The sequence below is a fragment of the Lederbergia panacisoli genome, assembly GCF_024626525.1.
In the GTDB taxonomy this organism is placed as follows: Bacteria; Bacillota; Bacilli; order Bacillales; family Bacillaceae_C; genus Lederbergia; species Lederbergia panacisoli.
Genome location: NZ_JANJGU010000015.1, coordinates 24,635 through 43,442, shown reverse-complemented (window position 1 = coordinate 43,442; position 18,808 = coordinate 24,635). Strand labels below are relative to the sequence as shown.

Genomic DNA, 18,808 nt, shown 5'->3' with positions numbered 1-18,808 from the left:
TTTTGAAGAACGGAGGTGCAAGAAAATGTCTCGTATTGGGAAAAAACCAATTGAAATTCCTGCAGGCGTAACAGTGACAAAGAGTGAATCTACTGTAACTGTTAAAGGTCCTAAAGGTGAATTAACAAACACATTTAATTCAGATATCGCAATCAATATCGAAGATAACGTTATCAACGTTACTCGTCCTTCAGAAGCGAAAGAACACCGTTCCCTTCATGGAACAACTCGTTCCCTTATCGCGAATATGGTAGAGGGCGTTTCTAAAGGTTTTGAAAAAACTCTTGAATTAGTTGGGGTAGGATACCGTGCGCAAAAACAAGGCAACAAACTTGTATTGAACGTAGGATATTCACATCCTGTTGAATTCGAACCTGAAGCTGGAGTTGAGATTGAAGTTCCGGCTAACACAAAAATTATCGTTAAAGGTTTTAACAAAGAAAAAGTTGGTGCACTTGCATCCAACATCCGCGCGGTACGTCCACCTGAGCCATATAAAGGCAAAGGAATTCGCTATGAAGGTGAAAACGTACGACGCAAAGAAGGTAAGACTGGTAAATAATGCCGCTTAGGCTACTTGAAAGGAGTGACTCGTAATGATCACTAAGCAAGATAAGAACAAAGTGCGTCAAAAAAGACATGCACGTGTACGCTCTAAACTAAGTGGAACTGAAATGCGTCCTCGACTAAATGTATATCGTTCCAATAAAAATATTTACGCTCAATTGATTGATGATGAAACAGGCGTAACATTAGCCAGCGCTTCTACACTTGATAAAGATTTTGTACCCGAGTCTTCAGGTAATGTTGAAGCGGCTCAAAAAGTGGGAGAGTTAATCGCTAAGCGTGCAGTTGATAAAGGTTTTAAATCAGTTGTTTTTGATCGTGGCGGATATTTATACCATGGACGTGTAAAAGCTTTAGCAGAAGCAGCACGTGAAAACGGACTTGAATTTTAATCGAAAAAGGAGGGACACAATAGATGCGTCAAATCGATGCTAACAAACTTGAACTTGAAGAACGCGTAGTTACAGTTAACCGTGTAGCGAAGGTTGTAAAGGGTGGACGTCGTTTCCGTTTTACAGCATTAGTCGTTGTCGGTGATAAAAACGGCCATGTCGGTTTTGGTACAGGGAAAGCACAAGAAGTTCCAGATGCCATCCGCAAGGCAATTGAAGATGCAAAGAAAAACCTCATCGTAGCTCCGATTGTAGGAACAACTATTCCTCATGAAGTAATCGGGCGTTTCGGCGGCGGTCAGATTTTACTAAAGCCAGCTAGTGAAGGTACAGGAGTTATTGCAGGTGGACCAGTCCGTGCAGTGCTTGAGCTTGCAGGTGTATCTGACATTACTTCTAAATCACTTGGTTCTAGCACACCAATCAATATGGTTCGTGCAACAATCGAAGGAATTAAAAATTTAAAACGTGCTGAGGACGTAGCGAAGTTACGTAATAAAACAGTAGAAGAACTATTAGGTTAAGGAGGGAATCATGATGGCGAAAACAATAGCAATTACCCTCACTAAGAGCTTAATCGGCCGCACTGTGGGCCAACGTGAAACTGTCAAGGCACTAGGACTCCGTAAATTGCATCAAACAGTTGAGCATAATGACAATGAAGCAATCCGCGGAATGATCAATAAAGTTTCCCATCTAGTTACTGTTAAAGAACAGTAATTCATTTTTTAATAATAAGGAGGTGCCAACTATGAAACTTCATGAGCTAAAACCTGCTGAAGGATCCCGCAAGGAGCGAAACCGCGTTGGGCGAGGCATCGGTTCAGGTAACGGAAAAACTGCTGGTAAAGGCCATAAAGGGCAAAATGCTCGTTCTGGCGGCGGCACTCGTCTTGGATTTGAAGGTGGTCAAACACCATTATTCCAACGTTTGCCAAAGCGCGGTTTTACAAATATTCACCGTAAAGAATTTGCTATCGTGAACCTTGATGCATTAAATCGCTTTGAAGACGGTACGGAAGTAACTCCAGAACTTCTGATTGAAACAGGTGTTGTACGCAACGAAAAATCGGGAATAAAAATTCTTGCTAAAGGCAACATCGAGAAAAAGCTTACTGTAAAAGCGAACAAATTCTCCTCTGCTGCTAAAGAGGCGATTGAGGCTGCCGGCGGTAAAACTGAGGTGATTTAATTAATGTTTCAGACAATCTCCAATTTTATGCGCGTAGGTGACATTAGAAGGAAAATTCTATTCACCTTGTTAATGTTAGTTGTATTTCGTTTAGGTGCTTTCATACCTGTTCCAAATGTAGATGCTAAAGTGCTTCAAATGCAAGATCAAGCCAGCTTGTTTGGTTTCATGAATATATTTGGCGGTGGCGCTCTTCAAAATTTCTCCATTTTTGCAATGGGAATCATGCCATACATTACAGCATCCATTATCGTGCAGCTTTTACAAATGGATGTTGTACCAAAATTCACTGAATGGTCCAAGCAAGGTGAAGTAGGAAGACGAAAGCTTGCACAGTTTACACGCTACTTCACAATTGTTCTCGGTTTGATTCAAGCAGTCGGAATGTCATTTGGTTTCAACCGAATGACAGGCTTGCAGCTCATCAAAAACCCTAGCTTAGGCACATATGTAATAATTGCCATTGTGCTCACAGCTGGTACTGCATTTCTAATGTGGCTTGGGGAAGAAATTACATCTAAAGGTGTTGGCAACGGAATCTCAATTATCATCTTTGCAGGGATTGTTGCAGGTATTCCAAACGCAGTAAATCAGATTTACGCTCAGCAGTTCCAAGGTGCAGGAGAGCAGCTTTTCTTAAGAATCGTAATTATGCTGCTCATCATACTCGCTATTATTGCTATTATAGTTGGTGTTGTATTCGTACAGCAGGCACTGCGAAAAATTCCGATTCAGTATGCGAAACGGATGGATGGACGCAGCCCGGTTGGCGGTCATAATACACACTTGCCAATGAGAGTAAATGCAGCTGGAGTTATTCCAGTTATTTTTGCGAGTGCATTTATGGTGACTCCACAGACGATCACCACATTCTTTGGCTCTGGTGATGTAGCTAGCACCATTCAATACATTTTCGATCATACGAAACCGATTGGAATGGTGATTTATTTTGCACTCATCATTGCTTTCACTTATTTCTATGCATTTGTTCAAGTGAATCCGGAACAAGTAGCTGAAAATTTAAAGAAACAAGGCGGATATATTCCAGGTATTCGACCAGGAAAAAACACCCAAGAGTATTTGACGAGAGTTTTATATCGGTTAACCTTCGTTGGTGCACTTTTCTTAGCGTTCATCTCTATATTACCTGTCTTCTTCATTAAATTTGCAGGCTTGCCTCAATCAGCACAAATTGGTGGAACGAGCCTTTTGATTGTTGTAGGGGTTGCGCTTGAAACAATGAAACAATTGGAAGCCCAGCTGGTGAAGCGTCACTATAAAGGCTTCATTAAATAATCGAAATGGATTTAGGAACAAGCAGATTGTTCCTGAACCCATTTAGATGTTGGGGGCGGTACAAATGAATTTAGTTCTAATGGGCCTTCCCGGTGCTGGTAAAGGCACACAGGCCGATAAAATTGTAGAAAAATATGGGGTCCCTCATATTTCTACAGGAGATATGTTTCGCGCTGCCATGAAAGAAGGCACGGAACTCGGATTAAAAGCTAAGTCCTTTATGGATAAAGGTGAACTCGTTCCGGATGAAGTTACCATAGGCATCGTTCGTGAACGATTAAATAAAAACGATTGTGTTAATGGCTTCCTGTTAGACGGATTTCCTAGAACGGTTGCCCAAGCAGAAGCGCTTGAAAACATTCTAGTTGAAATTGGCAAAAAAATAGATTATGTCATTAACATCCAAGTGGATCAAAGCATACTGATGGAGCGCCTTACTGGTCGCCGCATTTGCAAAAGCTGTGGGGCTACTTACCATCTTGTGTTCAATCCACCAGCTAAACAAGGTGTTTGTGATCGCTGTGCGGGTGAACTTTATCAACGCCCAGATGATAATGAAGATACAGTCCAAAATCGTCTTGAAGTCAATATGAAACAGACTCAGCCGCTTCTTGATTTTTATGAAGAAAAAGGCTATCTGAAAAATATCAATGGCCAGCAGCATATTGATCAAGTGTTCTCAAAGATTGATTTACTGCTTAAAGGTTTGATATAATGATTATTTGTAAAACCCCTCGTGAAATAGAAATCATGAGAGAAGCTGGCAGAATAGTTGCATTGACTCATCAGGAACTGCAAAAGCATATTCAGCCAGGTATTACAACAAAAGAACTAGATGCGATTGCAGAAAAGTTCATTTTAAGTTTCGATGCATTTCCTTCTTTCAAAGGTTACAATGGGTTTCCCGGCAGCGTGTGTGCGTCCGTCAATGAGGAACTCGTTCATGGAATCCCAGGGAATCGGGTGTTAAAAGACGGTGACATTATCAGTCTTGATATTGGAGCCGAAATTAACGGTTACCATGGTGATTCAGCATGGACCTATCCAGTCGGAAACATCGATGCCGAAACAAAAAAACTTCTTGACGTCACAGAAAAATCTCTCTATCTTGGCTTAGAAGAGGCAAAGCCGGGTGTACGTCTTTCTAATATATCTTATGCGATTCAATCATATGTAGAAGCGGGTGGATTTTCAATTGTCCGTGAATATGTCGGACATGGAATAGGCCAGAATTTACATGAGGATCCGCAAATTCCTCACTACGGTCCGCCAAATAAAGGCCCTCGTTTAAGACCCGGAATGGCGCTTTGCATTGAACCGATGGTAAATGCAGGCAGCCGTTATGTGAGAACTTTAGCGGATAATTGGACTGTTGTTACAATTGATGGAAAAAGGTGTGCGCATTTTGAACACACGATAGCCATTACAGAAACTGGTTACGAGATTTTAACAAGAATTTAAGCGTAGGTGATCTGGTTGAATGAGTCTGATTCGACCCCCCGTATAGGTCAAATTGTGCTTATCAATAAGGGCCGGGACGCAGGACAATTCGCGGTTATTATCCGACACATCGATGAACGGTTCGTTCTAATTGCGGATGGGGATAGAAGAAAATTCGATAGTCCAAAAAAGAAGAACATCCAACATCTTACATGTTACAACTATGTTTCTACGGAAGTTCGAAACAGTTTAATGGAAGCAGGTAGAGTCACAAACGGGAAGCTTAGATGGGCACTTGGTAAATTTGTGGAAGAGGAATTGGATGTTTTAGAGAAGGGAGATAGCTTGAATGGCGAAAGAAGATGTAATTGAAGTTGAAGGAACTGTTGTTGACACTTTGCCAAACGCAATGTTTAAGGTAGAATTAGAAAATGGCCATACGGTTCTTGCCCATGTATCTGGGAAAATCCGCATGCATTTTATTCGTATACTGCCTGGCGACAAAGTTACAGTGGAACTTTCTCCGTATGATTTGACACGCGGAAGAATCACATACCGTTTTAAATAAACTATAATGCACTCCGGACTACTAAGGAGGTTATAAAACATGAAAGTCAGACCATCTGTAAAGCCAATCTGCGAGAAATGTAAAGTAATACGCAGAAAAGGCAAAGTAATGGTTATTTGTGAAAACCCAAGACATAAACAAAAACAAGGATAAAGGAGGTGCGCATTATTTATGGCACGTATTGCTGGTGTAGACATTCCACGTGAAAAACGTGTAGTCATTTCTTTAACATATATTTATGGAATCGGTAAAAACACAGCTTCAAAAGTACTTGCTGAGGCTGGTGTTTCAGAAGATACACGCGTTCGCGATTTAACAGATGAAGAGCTCGGAAAAATCCGCGATATCATTGATAAGCTAAAAGTTGAAGGTGACCTTCGCCGTGAAGTTTCCTTAAACATTAAACGTCTAATGGAAATCGGTTCATACCGTGGCCTTCGTCATCGTCGTGGTCTTCCTGTTCGCGGGCAAAACACGAAAAACAACGCTCGTACTCGTAAAGGCCCTCGTAAAACAGTAGCAGGTAAGAAAAAATAATTGGTAAAGGAGGTAACTTGCTAACATGGCACGTAAAACTAATACTCGTAAACGTCGTGTGAGAAAGAATATCGACACTGGTATAGCACACATTCGTTCTACATTTAACAATACAATCGTAACAATCACTGATTCACAAGGTAATGCTATCTCTTGGTCTTCTGCTGGAGCACTTGGTTTTAAAGGTTCACGTAAATCTACACCATACGCTGCGCAAATGGCTGCAGAAACAGCTGCTAAGACGTCTATTGAACATGGGATGAAAACTCTTGAAGTTACAGTAAAAGGCCCTGGTGCAGGTCGTGAAGCTGCTATCCGCGCTTTGCAAGCTGCAGGACTTGAAGTTACTGCAATTAGAGACGTTACTCCTGTTCCACATAACGGATGCCGTCCGCCAAAACGTCGTCGTGTATAATGATTCTTGTATAAAGTAAATATTCTTTGGCTATAATGGGAGAATATGCAATTTATGCTCGTAAGGAATCAATTCTTCATCCAGTTGTTGCACAAATGGGAATGTAACAAGGGGAATTTCGGGAAAATACACTCCGAGATTTCGACGTTTTGAAGGAGGGTATATTTGAATGATCGAAATGGAAAAGCCGAAAATTGAAACGATTGAGATCAGCGATGATGCTAAATATGGAAAGTTCGTTATAGAACCACTTGAGCGTGGATATGGTACTACTTTGGGTAACTCCTTACGTCGTATCCTATTATCATCTCTTCCTGGTGCTGCTGTTACATCTATTCAAGTTGAAGGTGTACAACATGAATTTTCTACAATAGAGGGTGTTGTCGAAGATGTTACCTCTATCATCCTTAATATAAAGAAACTAGCTTTGAAAGTATATTCTGACGAGGAAAAGACTTTAGAAATCGATGTACAAGGTGAAGGTGTAGTAAAAGCGTCTGATATTATGCATGACAGCGATGTGGAAATTCTTAATCCTGACTTGCACATTGCGACATTAAGCGAGAATGCTAATTTCCGTTTACGCATGAATGCTAGACGAGGCCGCGGATATACACCAGCTGATCTAAATAAAAGAGATGACCTGCCAATCGGTGTCATTCCAATTGATTCAATCTATACTCCGGTATCACGTGTCAACTATCAAGTTGAAAATACACGTGTTGGACAAATGACTAACTATGACAAGCTTTCACTGGATGTATGGACAGATGGAAGCATCGGACCGAAGGAAGCTATTTCTTTAGGTGCAAAAATTTTAACTGAACATCTGAATATCTTCGTTGGATTAACGGATGAAGCTCAGCATGCTGAAATTATGGTGGAAAAAGAAGAAGATCAGAAGGAAAAAGTTCTAGAAATGACTATTGAAGAACTCGATCTTTCCGTCCGTTCTTATAACTGCTTAAAGCGCGCTGGAATCAATACGGTTCAAGAACTGGCTAATAAGACAGAAGAAGATATGATGAAAGTTCGTAACTTAGGAAGAAAATCGTTGGAAGAAGTAAAAGCCAAATTAGAAGATCTTGGCCTCGGCCTTCGTAAAGACGACTGACCTCCTAATTAAAGGTTAATCAACCTCTATATTGTTTGAACGTATATAAATATTATCAACGAAGGAGGGAAACTCGATGGGTTATAGAAAACTAGGACGTACGAGCTCTCAACGTAAAGCGATGCTTCGTGATTTAACGACAGATTTAATTATTAGCGAACGTATTGAAACAACTGAAGCGCGCGCGAAAGAACTTCGCTCAGTTGTAGAAAAAATGATCACTCTTGGAAAACGTGGTGACTTGCATGCACGACGTCAAGCAGCAGCATTCGTCCGCCACGAAGTAGCTAATGCTGAAACAAACCAAGATGCCGTTCAAAAACTATTTGCTGACATCGCTCCACGTTATGCAGAGCGCCAAGGTGGATACACTCGTATCATGAAGCTTGGACCTCGTCGCGGTGACGGTGCACCAATGGTTGTTATTGAATTAGTATAATACTTTCTTTCACTGAAAGGGCAGGGCGCTAAGATCTTGCCCTTTTAATAGATAGCGAAAGCGCTGCAATTTTGATAAACGTAGAATGATAAAGCTAAAAAGAGCGTTACGATAGGCACTTAAGTTCTATTTTCCAAAGAAAACTGCCTGCACTTTTCAATTAGGTGACCCTGTCTAGCTCAATGCGCCTCCTCCCCTTATTCTGAATCAATCCTAGGATTGGAAACTGTTATAGCGGTTTCATGGAGTGAGGTGCAGGCTTTTTTTCTATTTATAGAACTTTTTTAGGATTAGCTGAGTTAGAGCTGAGAGGAGTAAGGACATGGCTTCATCACCCGTTATTTCTATAAATGACGTTTCATTTAAATACGAGGGACAGGTATCATATGCCTTGAACGATGTATCTATATCGGTAGCAGAAGGTGAATGGTTAGCGATTGTCGGCCATAATGGGTCAGGCAAATCCACATTGGCAAAAATTTTAAATGGTCTGCAATTTCCTGAGAGCGGAAGCGTGTTAGTTGATGGTATAGAACTATCTATAGATTCGGTTTGGGATATTCGCAAATTGGTAGGAATGGTTTTTCAAAGCCCCGATAATCAATTTGTAGGCGCAACAGTCCAAGATGATGTGGCTTTTGGGTTAGAGAACAATGGAGTCCCACATGAAGAAATGTTAGTACGAGTAAAAAAAGCTCTGGAACATGTTTCGATGATTGATTTTCTTGACCAAGAGCCACACCATCTATCTGGTGGTCAAAAGCAAAGGGTTGCCATTGCAGGAGTTATAGCACTTCAGCCAAAAGTAATCATTCTTGATGAAGCAACATCCATGCTTGATCCTTTAGGGCGTGAAGAAGTCATTAAGACTGTAAGGGAATTGAAGGATGAACAAGGCTTAACAGTTATTTCTATCACACACGATTTGGAAGAGGCCGCACAGGCTGATCGAATTGTGGTAATGAATAAAGGGACTGTCTATTCAGAGGGGATTCCGGATGAGATTTTCCTTCTGGAAGAAGAATTGATTCAACTTGGACTCGACATTCCCTTTCCAATTAAGATGGTTAAAGCTTTGCGAGAAAAAGGCTTTGAGGTACCAAGAAACTATTTGACAGATGCAGAGTTGGTGAATGAGTTATGGACATTACACTTCAGCAAGTAGAATACAAGTACCAGATTAATACTCCGTTTGAACGGCTCGCCATTCACGATGTTAATATATCAATTCCTCATGGAACTTTTTTGTCTCTCATTGGTCATACTGGTTCTGGGAAATCTACGGTGCTCCAACATTTAAATGCACTGTTAAAGCCAACAAAAGGACAGGTTCGTATAGGAGATCGTGTCATCAATGCAGAGAAAAAAGAAAAAAATCTCAGACCGATCAGACAAAAAGTAGGGATTGTCTTTCAATTTCCGGAGCATCAGCTCTTTGATGAAACGGTTGAGAAAGATATATGTTTTGGTCCAATGAATTTTGGCGTTTCTGAGGAAGAAGCGAAACGAAGAGCAAGAGAGTTAATAGGTGAGGTTGGACTTCCCGAAGAGGTACTGCAAAAATCACCATTTGACTTGTCAGGTGGTCAAATGCGCCGTGTGGCGATTGCCGGGGTGCTCGCGATGGAACCTGAAGTCCTGGTTTTAGACGAGCCGACTGCGGGTTTAGATCCTAGAGGACGCACCGAAATTATGGACATGTTTTATCGACTCCATAAGCAAAAAGGCTTATCTACTATACTAGTAACGCACAGTATGGAAGATGCAGCTAAATACGCGGATGAGATTGTCATCATGCACCGCGGTCAAGTAAAAAAGACGGCTGATCCACGAACCATTTTCTCAAACCCAGAGGAATTATTGGAACTAGGATTAGATGTACCTGATGTGGTTAAATTTCAATATATGCTTGAACGAAAGATGAATAGAAAAGTAGGAAAAACCTGCTTAACCATTGAAGAACTTTCTGAAGCATTAAAAGAAATGCAAGAGCGAGGTGATTCGCTATGATGGAGAAAATGATTTTTGGCCGCTATATACCAGGGAATTCAGTACTCCACCGCCTCGATCCACGTGCAAAGCTATTATTTGTTTTCGGCTTTATTTGTATTATTTTTCTAGCAAATAATATTTATACGTATGGTGTACTCGTACTATTTGTTGGCCTGATTATTCTAATGGCAAATATCAATATCAAGTTTTTGATTAATGGTTTGAAACCAGTCCTTATTCTCGTCATATTCACCTTTTTCCTGCAGATTTTTTTCAATAAAGAAGGAAATGTCATTTTCTCATTAGGTTTCCTCAATATTTATGAAGAAGGTCTACGACTAGCAGTATTTATATCTCTAAGGTTTACTTTACTTGTTTTTGTTACATCCTTATTAACATTAACAACTACGCCAATAACATTGACTGACGGGATTGAAAGCTTGTTGAATCCGTTAAAAAAGGTAAGATTCCCTGTCCACGAACTAGCGCTAATGATGTCCATTTCCTTACGATTTATCCCAACCTTGATGGATGAAACCGATAAAATTATGAAAGCACAAATGGCAAGAGGCGTCGATTTTACAGGAGGACCATTCAAGGAGAGGATAAAAGCCGTCATTCCGTTGCTTATTCCGCTTTTTGTCAGTGCGTTTAAACGAGCAGAAGAGCTGGCAACAGCAATGGAAGCTAGGGGATATCGCGGTGGTGAAGGACGTACAAAATACCGTCTTTTAACTTGGGGTGCTCCTGACACAACAGCAGCAGGCACCTTGATCCTATTAACAGTCATACTGATCTTTTTAAGATCTTGAGAAGGATTGAAAAACATGCAACGATATAAAGGGATTGTCGCGTACGACGGATCGGGTTTTTCCGGGTATCAAATCCAGCTGAATGGAAGAACAGTTCAAGAAGAGCTCGAAAAGGCACTTAGAAAAATGCATAAGGGAAATGCAGTTAGTGTCGTTGCTTCTGGTCGTACGGATGCAGGGGTACATGCGAAAGGTCAAGTCATCCATTTTGATTCAGCATTGCAGCTGCCATCAGAGCGCTGGGTCAATGCATTAAATGGGCTATTGCCGGGGGATGTTTCGGTTATGAAAGTGGTATCTGTTGCCCCGGGTTTCCACGCGCGATTTGATGCTACTGGAAAGATGTATAAATACGTTGTGTACACAGGTTCCGTTCGTGATCCGTTCAAGCGCCATTACGCTGCTTTTCATCCTTTTAAGATTGATATTGACAAATTGAGGAAAGCGGCTGAACTCTTAGTCGGCACACATGACTATACAAGCTTCTGTTCTGCTAAAACGAATAAGGAAAATAAAGTGAGAACCGTCTCCTCTATTGAAATTGAACAAAACGCTGACGAAATTGTTTTTACCTTTACCGGCAATGGCTTTCTGTACAATATGGTACGGATCATGGTAGGGACATTGCTTGGCGTTGCGTCAGGGAAGATTGAACTTAATAGCATCCCGGCAATTTTAGCAGGGCGAGATCGTATCCTCGCAGGTAAGACTGCACCCGCTGAAGGTTTGTATTTGTGGGAGGTTTATTACTGAGTTTTTTAGGGGCTTCTACTTTCATCTAGGAGTAATGTTGAAATTGTGATTGCGCTTGGCAAAGGCTGGATAAATAGAAGAAAAGGTGAATATATCATTGAGGTAGTTCGCCGCTGAATCCCAGTCGCTTAATGACTCAAATCCCCAATTTCCTTTTGATTTGGGGTAAAATCGCAACTGGAGAAAGATTTTGCTGTAATTGTTAACTTTTCGGTGATAATTGGTGAGATCTGAAACATGATTGATGATGGTTTAATAATAATTGCTGAAATTGGAGCTTTATTTGATGAATTTCAAGCATTCATTGTTGAAATTCGAAGCAAGATTGATCATTGGTGAATTTTTTCTTTAAACAACTTCACCTGGTGTTCAAATATTTCTTGACTTTGCTTGCCAAAAACGATATCATATCCTATGGTATTGTTTTTAACCCCACGATAAGCCCCGGAAACTTATTGTGATTGAAATAAATACGAACTTGGAATTTTTTTATATTTGGGAGGGTAACAAATGCGTACTACGTATATGGCTAAAGCCAGTGAAATCGAACGTAAATGGTACGTTGTAGACGCTGAAGGCAAAACTCTTGGCCGTCTTGCATCAGAAGTAGCGTCCATTTTGCGCGGTAAACATAAACCAACTTTCACGCCACATGTTGATACTGGCGATCACGTAATTCTTATTAACGCTGATAAAATCGAATTAACTGGTAAGAAACTATCTGACAAAATCTATTACCGCCATTCAGGATTTGCAGGCGGCTTGAAAACTAGAACTGCTGGAGAAATGCGTGCTAAGTATCCAACAAAAATGCTTGAGCTTGCAATCAAAGGCATGCTTCCTAAGGGATCTTTAGGACGTCAAATGGGTAAAAAATTACACGTTTATGCTGGTGCAGAACATCCACACCAAGCGCAAAAACCGGAAGTATACGAGCTTCGCGGGTAAATTAAAGGGAGGGCATTATATTGGCACAAGTTCAATACTATGGTACAGGTCGCCGTAAGAGCTCTGTTGCCCGCGTACGTTTAGTACCAGGCGAAGGCCGTATCATTATTAACGATCGTGAAGTAGAAGACTATATTCCATTCGCGGCTTTACGCGAAGTCATTAAACAGCCACTTGCAGCAACTGAAACAGTAGGAAACTACAACGTACTTGTTTCTGTAAAAGGCGGCGGTTATACAGGTCAAGCAGGAGCTATCCGTCACGGAATCGCTCGTGCATTGCTTGAAGCAGATCCTGAATACCGTGGAACTCTTAAGCGTGCAGGTTTACTAACTCGTGACCCACGTATGAAAGAACGTAAAAAATACGGTCTTAAAGGCGCACGTCGTGCACCACAGTTCTCAAAGCGTTAATCTTTATAAAAACATTGAAATATCAACGTTTACAGGCTATCTCATTTATGGTGAGATAGCCTGTTTTTTCTTGGCGAAAAGTTAGTGAATGTAAATTGAATGTCATTATTTTTCGGAAGGAAATATATCTACGGTTCTTTCCAGTTATAAATTGTTATACAAACGATAACGAAATGACTGGAAAGCAGGTGATGGGTCATCCGACCGAAAGCATTTCGGTGTCGACATCGTGAAAACAAGCAATTCTGGCTGGATTTATTAGTTGTGATGTGGCTCTTCGAAGGCGACCGGCCAGGCACGCGAGGTGAGTTTCTGACAAGCCCGGCATGTATACGAGGCTGATCTTAACTAGTGCTATTTTATCGGCCGAACCAATGGTCTTTGGCCGCGAATCAGCAAGTGGGCTATAATGTGGATTGCGAAACCGAAGTTGGACTGATTGAATATCTAACCTCTATTCAGTATTCAAAAAGGCTTTCTGTTCGTATTGACAATAGTTCCCCCCGTCGCATACCCGTTTCTAATGCGATTAGTACAAGCAGGTTAAATTCGTCCTCTGATGCTGTAAAAGGTAGTTGCGAAGCCTTTTAAAGTCAGTGATAGACAAAGCCTTATTTCATTTAGGTGGGTTTTATTCACGTGTTTTTACTAAACGAGCAAAATCATTTGCAAAATAGCCACGAGCAAATGCATCATGTAATGATGTTTTTATTGTAAGAAGCACTTCATATGCGAGAATGTGTTTTCTTCAACAAGAAATTGAAAATAGCGAAGCGTTTGAAAAAGGATTGAGAAATGTGATATAGTAGCTGGAAGTCGGTCCCCAGAAAGTCTTTATTATTATAGGATTGAAGGTTAAAATAGCACAATGGGTTCTATGCTTTTAATGATATAAGTTGTTTTCTTATTCCGCAATCGCGCCAGTTTGTTTAAATATGGACTATCACAAAAATGAATTATTTAGCCTCAGCCTATTTACAATGCATTATACATAAACAGAAAATGACCACACGATTAATAACATACTTACTAATCCCCACGCCGTGGCTCCTACTATCCACCAAACAACGGGTTTAGTTGATGTCTGTTTGCCTTCCACACCGTCCTTGTTTTCTATTGCTAAAGCAACTCTTTCCTCCATGCTTTTTTTCAGTGACATAAGGACAAAAAGTCCTATTACGATAAAACCAACCGTTATCCAAAGTAACAAATTCATTTTAATACCCCATTTCTTATAGGTTACTTTCTACCCCGGTTTTTCTAAATTATGTTGTAATTGAAATTTAGTCTTTTATTCCGTTAAGTGGCCCGTTTGTTTAATACCAATTCTTTATATTTCCATATTAACATTAGTACCTTTATTTTTGAATCGAGATTCTTGTCAAAGAATTTCAATAGTAATACATCGCACCCCATATTTTACGGTAAATAAAATGACTTCGTTTTGAAAAAAATTGATCAAAACGAGGTCATTCTCTGTAAAGTACTATACATTTTTAATAAAAAATATGAATCATTCTGGACCTGTCAAATCATGTACGTTATAGAACATCTATTTAGTATTTACGAAGTAAATAGTTTATCTCTCTTAAATTGACAAATCAAATGATAAAAACTCAGGTAGTTGTCGTTCATGCTTGTCGAGCATAATCTGTTCTGGTCTGATGCCCTGCTCACGCAGTATTTCAATATTCTGCACGAGGAACTCGTCGCTGCCGACAACATAGAAGAGTCCATCCTTGTCTGCAGCAAGACTTTTTACTTCTTCGTAGTAGTCTTTACGGTTATCGACGAACTGTGATGTGAATTTCTTGTCAGGAGCGGATTCAAAAATATTAGTGAATAAGAAGTTTTGTGATGAATCGATGTTCAGGGAATGAATTTGATTGACGTTGTCAGCGCGTTCGAAATAGTCAAGCACAAGCGGTCTTAAAGTTGCAAGGCCAACACCTGATGACAGCAGATAAACATTTTTCCCTTCCCTTTTAAGCGGTACATTCGAATGAGTTTTAAAAAGTGCAACTTCATTGCCGACTTCAAGATTCCTTAAAATCGCTTTAAACTCGGAGCATTGTTCTCTGATGCGTGTGGTAATACCGATTGAATTTTCGTAAGGCAAAGTAGAGATTGACATATGGCGAATCAGACTGCGGTTTGGCTTATCTCCAGCATTAAAACCCTTTAGTGCGAAATGGGTGTGGGCACCTTCTTCCCATGTAAAGCCTCCCGGACAGTCGAGCAGGTACGTTTTAATCTCAGGCGTTTCTTCAATAATTTTGTTTATTTTAGTCCAGTATATTTGCATTATACATTCTCCTGACGCAATTAAATTTATCGTTACTATCTAATATACTATAAATGATAACGATTCTCAATTAAATACTAATTTATTTCAGACAATTTACATGAATTTATTGATAATTCAGGGGGTTCTTTGAGCCTGAATTGTTCATATTTTTAAATGGCTCAGCCAGTCTTATGGCGCTGTCTATTTTGCTGGGAATTTATGCTCGTAGAGGGAGAAGGTATATAAGGTTCGTGAAATTGCAGAAGGGAAAATTATTAGAGCCAAACATATCCAATTAGAAGAACTCAGCAGATGTTTATATGAGCTTGATCACAACGAGCATTATATATGATGGTACGCGAGAAGTGATAGCGTTTGTGAGCAATTAATGCAAAGGGGTTATAACGCATCGAATGTAGTTGATGGAAGGTTAGAGTGGGAAGGAAATGTTGAATAGTGGAGTCAAGGTTTGGTAAAGAAAGAATGAATTAAGAGGATATGTACACGACAAAAGATTATCTTATGGAAGGTCGAAAAGAGACCATATTTTTACGCTCTATGGGAATCCTAACCGAAAACTAGGAACATTCTTTTCAATTCGCTTAAGCTTTAAATAATTATTAAGAAATAAAACATTTAATTTACATACCCTACATGGGTATGGTAAGATGTAATTAAGATAGGAAGTTAGCTTATGGAAAACATAGTGAAAGATGTTGCTTGCCATACTGGAGATGTTAAGTCTAATATATTGGTGACAATTCAAAAGCTAATTAAAAATTAATTATTTTTTATATTTTATATACCCATACGGTGTATAGTAACCAAAAAAGTATATCATTTAAAGGAGAGAGAAAACATGGATAATGTAGTTTTGAACGTACAAAGAATGTCTTGTGGACATTGTGTGAAGGGTGGGTCAATTAGATGGTGTTAATTTGGTAAATGTAAAATTAGACGAAGCTTTGGTTGAAGTATCTTTTAACGAATCCCAAGTGTCCCTTGAGCAAATTAAAGATACAATTGAAGATCAAGGATATGACGTAGAGTAAGAGTGCTTCCATAGCACTCTTTCATTTCCATAAAAATATACCCCTAATAGGTATAGGGAGGTAATTGATCATGAGTACCGCAACAGCAGAAGCTAGTAAAGTAATAGAAGCGAGCATTCAAATTACAGGTATGACTTGTGCAGCGTGTTCGACACGTATTGAAAAAGGGTTAAATAAAATGGAAGGTGTTGAACGGGCATCCGTTAACCTAGCACTTGAGAAGTCAACGATTAAATATGACCCATCAAAGCTGAGTGAAGCAGATTTTGAAAAGAAAATTGAAGCATTAGGCTACGGTGTTGTGAAACAAAAAGCAGAATTCGATATTACAGGCATGACTTGTGCAGCGTGTTCGACACGTATTGAAAAAGGCTTAAATAAGATGGAAGGTGTTGCGAGCGCAACCGTTAATTTAGCACTTGAAAAAGCAACAATTGAATTTAATCCTTCAGAAGTAACCATTGCAGATATTATTGCAAAGGTTGAAAAATTCGGTTACGGTGCACACCAAAAACAAGAGGATAGAGCTCAGGTAGACCACCGCGAAAAGGCAATAAAAGATCAGCAACGTAAATTTATAGTATCCGTGATCTTATCATTACCATTATTATGGACGATGGTTGGACACTTTTCCTTTACATCATTTTTATATGTACCAGAGATCTTAATGAATCCATGGATACAAATGATCTTAGCTGCACCGGTACAATTTATTATAGGGAAGCAGTTTTATGTAGGTGCCTATAAAACACTTCGCAATGGCGGCGCAAACATGGATGTACTCGTTGTCATGGGTACTTCCGCGGCCTATTTTTATAGTGTTTATCAAGCAATTGTAACAGCTGGTACAAATCATGCTCCACACCTGTATTTTGAAACAAGTGCAGTACTGATTACACTGATTGTTTTAGGTAAATTATTTGAAGCAAGAGCAAAGGGACGTTCATCTGAAGCAATCAAAAAATTAATGGGACTTCAGGCAAAAACAGCCATCGTTGTACGTGATGGAGTTGAAAAGGAAGTACCATTAGAAGAAGTAGTAATAGGTGACACTATTTTAGTGAAGCCGGGTGAAAAAATTCCAGTTGATGGTGAAGTAGTAGAAGGAACAACAGCTGTTGATGAATCCATGTTAACAGGTGAAAGTTTACCAGTGGATAAGAATGCAGGTGATGTAGTATACGGCTCAACGATTAATAAAAATGGTTTCATCAAAATGAAAACGACAAAAGTTGGGCGCTACACAGCGTTAGCCCAAATCATAAGAGTAGTAGAAGATGCACAAGGTTCAAAAGCACCAATTCAGCGTTTGGCTGACCAAATTTCAGGTATTTTTGTTCCAATTGTAGTAGGGATTGCTGTCCTTACATTCTTAGTATGGATCATTTGGGTTCAGCCGGGTGAATTTACACCAGCACTTGAAGTGTTAATTGCAGTACTTGTCATTGCTTGTCCATGTGCACTTGGTTTAGCAACACCGACTTCGATTATGGCCGGTTCGGGTCGTGCTGCCGAATTTGGTATTTTGTTCAAAGGTGGCGAGCATTTAGAACAAACACAAGGTATTGACACAGTAGTAATCGATAAAACAGGTACTGTCACACATGGCAAGCCTGTATTAACGGATGTTTTAACAGCGGATGGTCAAGATGAAGTGAACTTTTTATCACTCATTAGGGCAGCAGAAAAACAATCAGAGCATCCACTGGCACAGGCAATCGTTGAAGGTATAGAAGATAAAGGTATTGAACTTAGAAATGTTCAATTTTTTGAAGCAATTCCTGGTTTCGGAGTGCAAGCGACGGTGTCAGGTCAAGGAGTTGTCATTGGAACACGGAAACTCATGCAACAATATGGGATCGATATACAATCTGTTCTCCCTAAGATGGAAGAATTAGAGCGAAATGGAAAAACAGCGATGTTAGCTGGAATTAATGGTCAATATGCAGGGCTAGTTGCAGTAGCAGATACGATTAAAGATACCTCTCGTGAAGCTGTACACCGATTAAAAGAAATGGGCATCAAAGTGATCATGATGACAGGTGATAATGAACGTACAGCCCAAGCAATTGGTAAAGAGGTAGGCGTTGATGCCGTTATTGCGGAAGTGCTTCCTGAAGGGAAAGCAGATGAAGTGAAAAAACTGCAACAAGAGGGCTATAAAGTGGCAATGGTTGGTGATGGTATTAATGATGCACCCGCACTTGCCACAGCTAATATCGGTATGGCCATAGGTACAGGTACAGATGTTGCCATGGAAGCTGCGGATATCACTTTGATTCGAGGGGACTTAAATAGTATTGCCGATGCTATTTTAATGAGTCGCAAAACGATGCGGAATATTAAGCAAAATTTATTCTGGGCATTTGGTTATAATACGATTGGAATTCCAATTGCAGCAGCAGGATTCCTTGCACCGTGGGTGGCAGGAGCAGCGATGGCATTTAGTTCTGTGTCGGTTGTGTTGAACGCATTACGTTTACAAAGAGTGAAATTAGAAAAATAATACGAATGGTAACTTCCGAGTAAACGGCGTAAGCGCCGTTTACTTGGGTAGACCTTTTGACTATTTAATTAAAATAGATTAGCAG

Annotated in this window: 25 protein-coding genes; 23 read left to right on the top strand and 2 right to left on the bottom strand. The window is 40.0% G+C overall.

All coding sequences use genetic code 11. From position 1 onward, the window contains the following. The first annotated feature begins 25 nt into the window (after positions 1–25). The 21 genes from rplF (at position 26) to rpsI (ending at position 12,878) form a co-directional block, all read left to right on the top strand. On the top strand, positions 26–562 hold the full coding sequence (gene rplF / locus NQ185_RS16495; RefSeq protein ID WP_257583119.1) for a 50S ribosomal protein L6: 537 nt from the start codon (positions 26–28) through the stop codon (positions 560–562). Between the two features lie 34 nt (positions 563–596). After that, positions 597–959 carry a 50S ribosomal protein L18 gene (gene rplR / locus NQ185_RS16490; protein ID WP_257583117.1) on the top strand — a complete coding sequence of 121 codons (363 nt, stop codon included), beginning with the start codon at positions 597–599 and terminating at the stop codon, positions 957–959. Positions 960–982: 23 nt separating this feature from the next. Continuing rightward, positions 983–1,483, top strand: a complete 501-nt coding sequence (gene rpsE, locus NQ185_RS16485) for a 30S ribosomal protein S5 (protein ID WP_213131527.1) — start codon at positions 983–985, stop codon at positions 1,481–1,483. 13 nt (positions 1,484–1,496) lie between these two features. Continuing rightward, the gene (rpmD, locus tag NQ185_RS16480; RefSeq protein WP_257583116.1) at positions 1,497–1,679 is read left to right on the top strand and encodes a 50S ribosomal protein L30; all 183 of its coding nucleotides are present in this window, start codon (positions 1,497–1,499) and stop codon (positions 1,677–1,679) included. 31 nt (positions 1,680–1,710) lie between these two features. Further along, positions 1,711–2,151: a 50S ribosomal protein L15 gene (gene rplO / locus NQ185_RS16475; RefSeq protein WP_213131525.1), complete on the top strand. Its 441-nt coding sequence runs from the start codon at positions 1,711–1,713 to the stop codon at positions 2,149–2,151. A gap of 3 nt (positions 2,152–2,154) precedes the next feature. Then, complete coding sequence (secY, locus tag NQ185_RS16470) at positions 2,155–3,447, top strand: preprotein translocase subunit SecY (protein ID WP_257583115.1); 1,293 nt, start codon at positions 2,155–2,157, stop codon at positions 3,445–3,447. Between the two features lie 64 nt (positions 3,448–3,511). After that, positions 3,512–4,162: an adenylate kinase gene (locus NQ185_RS16465; RefSeq protein ID WP_257583114.1), complete on the top strand. Its 651-nt coding sequence runs from the start codon at positions 3,512–3,514 to the stop codon at positions 4,160–4,162. Continuing rightward, the gene (map, locus tag NQ185_RS16460; protein ID WP_257583113.1) at positions 4,162–4,908 is read left to right on the top strand and encodes a type I methionyl aminopeptidase; all 747 of its coding nucleotides are present in this window, start codon (positions 4,162–4,164) and stop codon (positions 4,906–4,908) included. Before NQ185_RS16465 ends, map begins: the two co-directional genes overlap by 1 nt. Before the next feature lie 15 nt (positions 4,909–4,923). Then, a complete protein-coding gene (locus NQ185_RS16455) occupies positions 4,924–5,259 on the top strand; it encodes a KOW domain-containing RNA-binding protein (protein ID WP_257583112.1) in 336 nt (111 codons plus the stop codon). Then, entirely contained in the window at positions 5,237–5,455 is a 219-nt protein-coding gene (gene infA / locus NQ185_RS16450; protein WP_207521113.1) for a translation initiation factor IF-1, read from the top strand. Before NQ185_RS16455 ends, infA begins: the two co-directional genes overlap by 23 nt. 39 nt (positions 5,456–5,494) lie before the next feature. Next, positions 5,495–5,608: a 50S ribosomal protein L36 gene (rpmJ, locus tag NQ185_RS16445; protein ID WP_213112031.1), complete on the top strand. Its 114-nt coding sequence runs from the start codon at positions 5,495–5,497 to the stop codon at positions 5,606–5,608. 18 nt (positions 5,609–5,626) lie between these two features. After that, positions 5,627–5,992 carry a 30S ribosomal protein S13 gene (gene rpsM / locus NQ185_RS16440; RefSeq protein ID WP_257583110.1) on the top strand — a complete coding sequence of 122 codons (366 nt, stop codon included), beginning with the start codon at positions 5,627–5,629 and terminating at the stop codon, positions 5,990–5,992. 25 nt (positions 5,993–6,017) lie between these two features. Next, positions 6,018–6,407, top strand: coding sequence for a 30S ribosomal protein S11 (rpsK, locus tag NQ185_RS16435; protein WP_257583109.1), 390 nt, complete (start codon positions 6,018–6,020; stop codon positions 6,405–6,407). A gap of 169 nt (positions 6,408–6,576) precedes the next feature. Then, a complete protein-coding gene (locus NQ185_RS16430) occupies positions 6,577–7,521 on the top strand; it encodes a DNA-directed RNA polymerase subunit alpha (RefSeq protein WP_257583107.1) in 945 nt (314 codons plus the stop codon). A gap of 76 nt (positions 7,522–7,597) precedes the next feature. Beyond that, complete coding sequence (gene rplQ, locus NQ185_RS16425) at positions 7,598–7,960, top strand: 50S ribosomal protein L17 (RefSeq protein WP_257583102.1); 363 nt, start codon at positions 7,598–7,600, stop codon at positions 7,958–7,960. A 322-nt stretch (positions 7,961–8,282) separates the two neighbouring features. Beyond that, positions 8,283–9,125 carry an energy-coupling factor ABC transporter ATP-binding protein gene (locus NQ185_RS16420; RefSeq protein ID WP_257583101.1) on the top strand — a complete coding sequence of 281 codons (843 nt, stop codon included), beginning with the start codon at positions 8,283–8,285 and terminating at the stop codon, positions 9,123–9,125. Continuing rightward, entirely contained in the window at positions 9,101–9,970 is an 870-nt protein-coding gene (locus NQ185_RS16415) for an energy-coupling factor ABC transporter ATP-binding protein (protein WP_257583100.1), read from the top strand. The genes NQ185_RS16420 and NQ185_RS16415 overlap by 25 nt, the downstream gene beginning before the upstream one ends. After that, a complete protein-coding gene (locus tag NQ185_RS16410) occupies positions 9,967–10,764 on the top strand; it encodes an energy-coupling factor transporter transmembrane component T family protein (protein WP_257583099.1) in 798 nt (265 codons plus the stop codon). Before NQ185_RS16415 ends, NQ185_RS16410 begins: the two co-directional genes overlap by 4 nt. Positions 10,765–10,779: 15 nt before the next feature. After that, positions 10,780–11,517 (top strand): tRNA pseudouridine(38-40) synthase TruA, encoded by a 738-nt coding sequence (truA, locus tag NQ185_RS16405; RefSeq protein WP_257583098.1) that lies wholly within the window; start codon positions 10,780–10,782, stop codon positions 11,515–11,517. A gap of 510 nt (positions 11,518–12,027) precedes the next feature. After that, entirely contained in the window at positions 12,028–12,465 is a 438-nt protein-coding gene (gene rplM / locus NQ185_RS16400; RefSeq protein WP_257583097.1) for a 50S ribosomal protein L13, read from the top strand. 20 nt (positions 12,466–12,485) lie between these two features. Next, complete coding sequence (gene rpsI, locus NQ185_RS16395) at positions 12,486–12,878, top strand: 30S ribosomal protein S9 (RefSeq protein ID WP_213131512.1); 393 nt, start codon at positions 12,486–12,488, stop codon at positions 12,876–12,878. A 985-nt stretch (positions 12,879–13,863) separates the two neighbouring features. Here the strand turns inward: rpsI and NQ185_RS16390 are convergent. Together NQ185_RS16390 and NQ185_RS16385 are read right to left on the bottom strand one after the other, a co-directional pair. Next, positions 13,864–14,094, bottom strand: coding sequence for a hypothetical protein (locus tag NQ185_RS16390; RefSeq protein WP_257583096.1), 231 nt, complete (start codon positions 14,092–14,094; stop codon positions 13,864–13,866). Between the two features lie 372 nt (positions 14,095–14,466). Continuing rightward, a complete protein-coding gene (locus NQ185_RS16385; protein ID WP_257583095.1) occupies positions 14,467–15,183 on the bottom strand; it encodes a ferredoxin reductase domain-containing protein in 717 nt (238 codons plus the stop codon). Positions 15,184–16,103: 920 nt separating this feature from the next. Between NQ185_RS16385 and NQ185_RS20385 the strand changes: the two genes are divergently transcribed. Further along, entirely contained in the window at positions 16,104–16,217 is a 114-nt protein-coding gene (locus NQ185_RS20385) for a hypothetical protein (protein ID WP_373370824.1), read from the top strand. 70 nt (positions 16,218–16,287) lie between these two features. After that, positions 16,288–18,723 (top strand): heavy metal translocating P-type ATPase, encoded by a 2,436-nt coding sequence (locus tag NQ185_RS16375; RefSeq protein ID WP_257583094.1) that lies wholly within the window; start codon positions 16,288–16,290, stop codon positions 18,721–18,723. The last annotated feature ends 85 nt before the right edge of the window (positions 18,724–18,808 follow it).

What these genes read in the sequence shown, in the direction of transcription:
- map (WP_257583113.1), top strand. Translation starts at nt 4,162, where the DNA reads ATGATTATTTGTAAAACCCCTCGTGAAATAGAAATCATGAGAGAAGCT.
- rpsK (WP_257583109.1), top strand. Translation starts at nt 6,018, where the DNA reads ATGGCACGTAAAACTAATACTCGTAAACGTCGTGTGAGAAAGAATATC.
- infA (WP_207521113.1), top strand. Translation starts at nt 5,237, where the DNA reads ATGGCGAAAGAAGATGTAATTGAAGTTGAAGGAACTGTTGTTGACACT.
- rplF (WP_257583119.1), top strand. Translation starts at nt 26, where the DNA reads ATGTCTCGTATTGGGAAAAAACCAATTGAAATTCCTGCAGGCGTAACA.
- rpmJ (WP_213112031.1), top strand. Translation starts at nt 5,495, where the DNA reads ATGAAAGTCAGACCATCTGTAAAGCCAATCTGCGAGAAATGTAAAGTA.
- rplR (WP_257583117.1), top strand. Translation starts at nt 597, where the DNA reads ATGATCACTAAGCAAGATAAGAACAAAGTGCGTCAAAAAAGACATGCA.
- rpsE (WP_213131527.1), top strand. Translation starts at nt 983, where the DNA reads ATGCGTCAAATCGATGCTAACAAACTTGAACTTGAAGAACGCGTAGTT.
- NQ185_RS16415 (WP_257583100.1), top strand. Translation starts at nt 9,101, where the DNA reads ATGGACATTACACTTCAGCAAGTAGAATACAAGTACCAGATTAATACT.
- rpsM (WP_257583110.1), top strand. Translation starts at nt 5,627, where the DNA reads ATGGCACGTATTGCTGGTGTAGACATTCCACGTGAAAAACGTGTAGTC.
- rplO (WP_213131525.1), top strand. Translation starts at nt 1,711, where the DNA reads ATGAAACTTCATGAGCTAAAACCTGCTGAAGGATCCCGCAAGGAGCGA.
- NQ185_RS16430 (WP_257583107.1), top strand. Translation starts at nt 6,577, where the DNA reads ATGATCGAAATGGAAAAGCCGAAAATTGAAACGATTGAGATCAGCGAT.
- truA (WP_257583098.1), top strand. Translation starts at nt 10,780, where the DNA reads ATGCAACGATATAAAGGGATTGTCGCGTACGACGGATCGGGTTTTTCC.
- NQ185_RS16375 (WP_257583094.1), top strand. Translation starts at nt 16,288, where the DNA reads ATGAGTACCGCAACAGCAGAAGCTAGTAAAGTAATAGAAGCGAGCATT.
- rplM (WP_257583097.1), top strand. Translation starts at nt 12,028, where the DNA reads ATGCGTACTACGTATATGGCTAAAGCCAGTGAAATCGAACGTAAATGG.
- NQ185_RS16465 (WP_257583114.1), top strand. Translation starts at nt 3,512, where the DNA reads ATGAATTTAGTTCTAATGGGCCTTCCCGGTGCTGGTAAAGGCACACAG.
- rpmD (WP_257583116.1), top strand. Translation starts at nt 1,497, where the DNA reads ATGGCGAAAACAATAGCAATTACCCTCACTAAGAGCTTAATCGGCCGC.
- secY (WP_257583115.1), top strand. Translation starts at nt 2,155, where the DNA reads ATGTTTCAGACAATCTCCAATTTTATGCGCGTAGGTGACATTAGAAGG.
- NQ185_RS16420 (WP_257583101.1), top strand. Translation starts at nt 8,283, where the DNA reads ATGGCTTCATCACCCGTTATTTCTATAAATGACGTTTCATTTAAATAC.
- NQ185_RS16390 (WP_257583096.1), bottom strand. Translation starts at nt 14,094, where the DNA reads ATGAATTTGTTACTTTGGATAACGGTTGGTTTTATCGTAATAGGACTT.
- rplQ (WP_257583102.1), top strand. Translation starts at nt 7,598, where the DNA reads ATGGGTTATAGAAAACTAGGACGTACGAGCTCTCAACGTAAAGCGATG.
- NQ185_RS16385 (WP_257583095.1), bottom strand. Translation starts at nt 15,183, where the DNA reads ATGCAAATATACTGGACTAAAATAAACAAAATTATTGAAGAAACGCCT.
- NQ185_RS16410 (WP_257583099.1), top strand. Translation starts at nt 9,967, where the DNA reads ATGATGGAGAAAATGATTTTTGGCCGCTATATACCAGGGAATTCAGTA.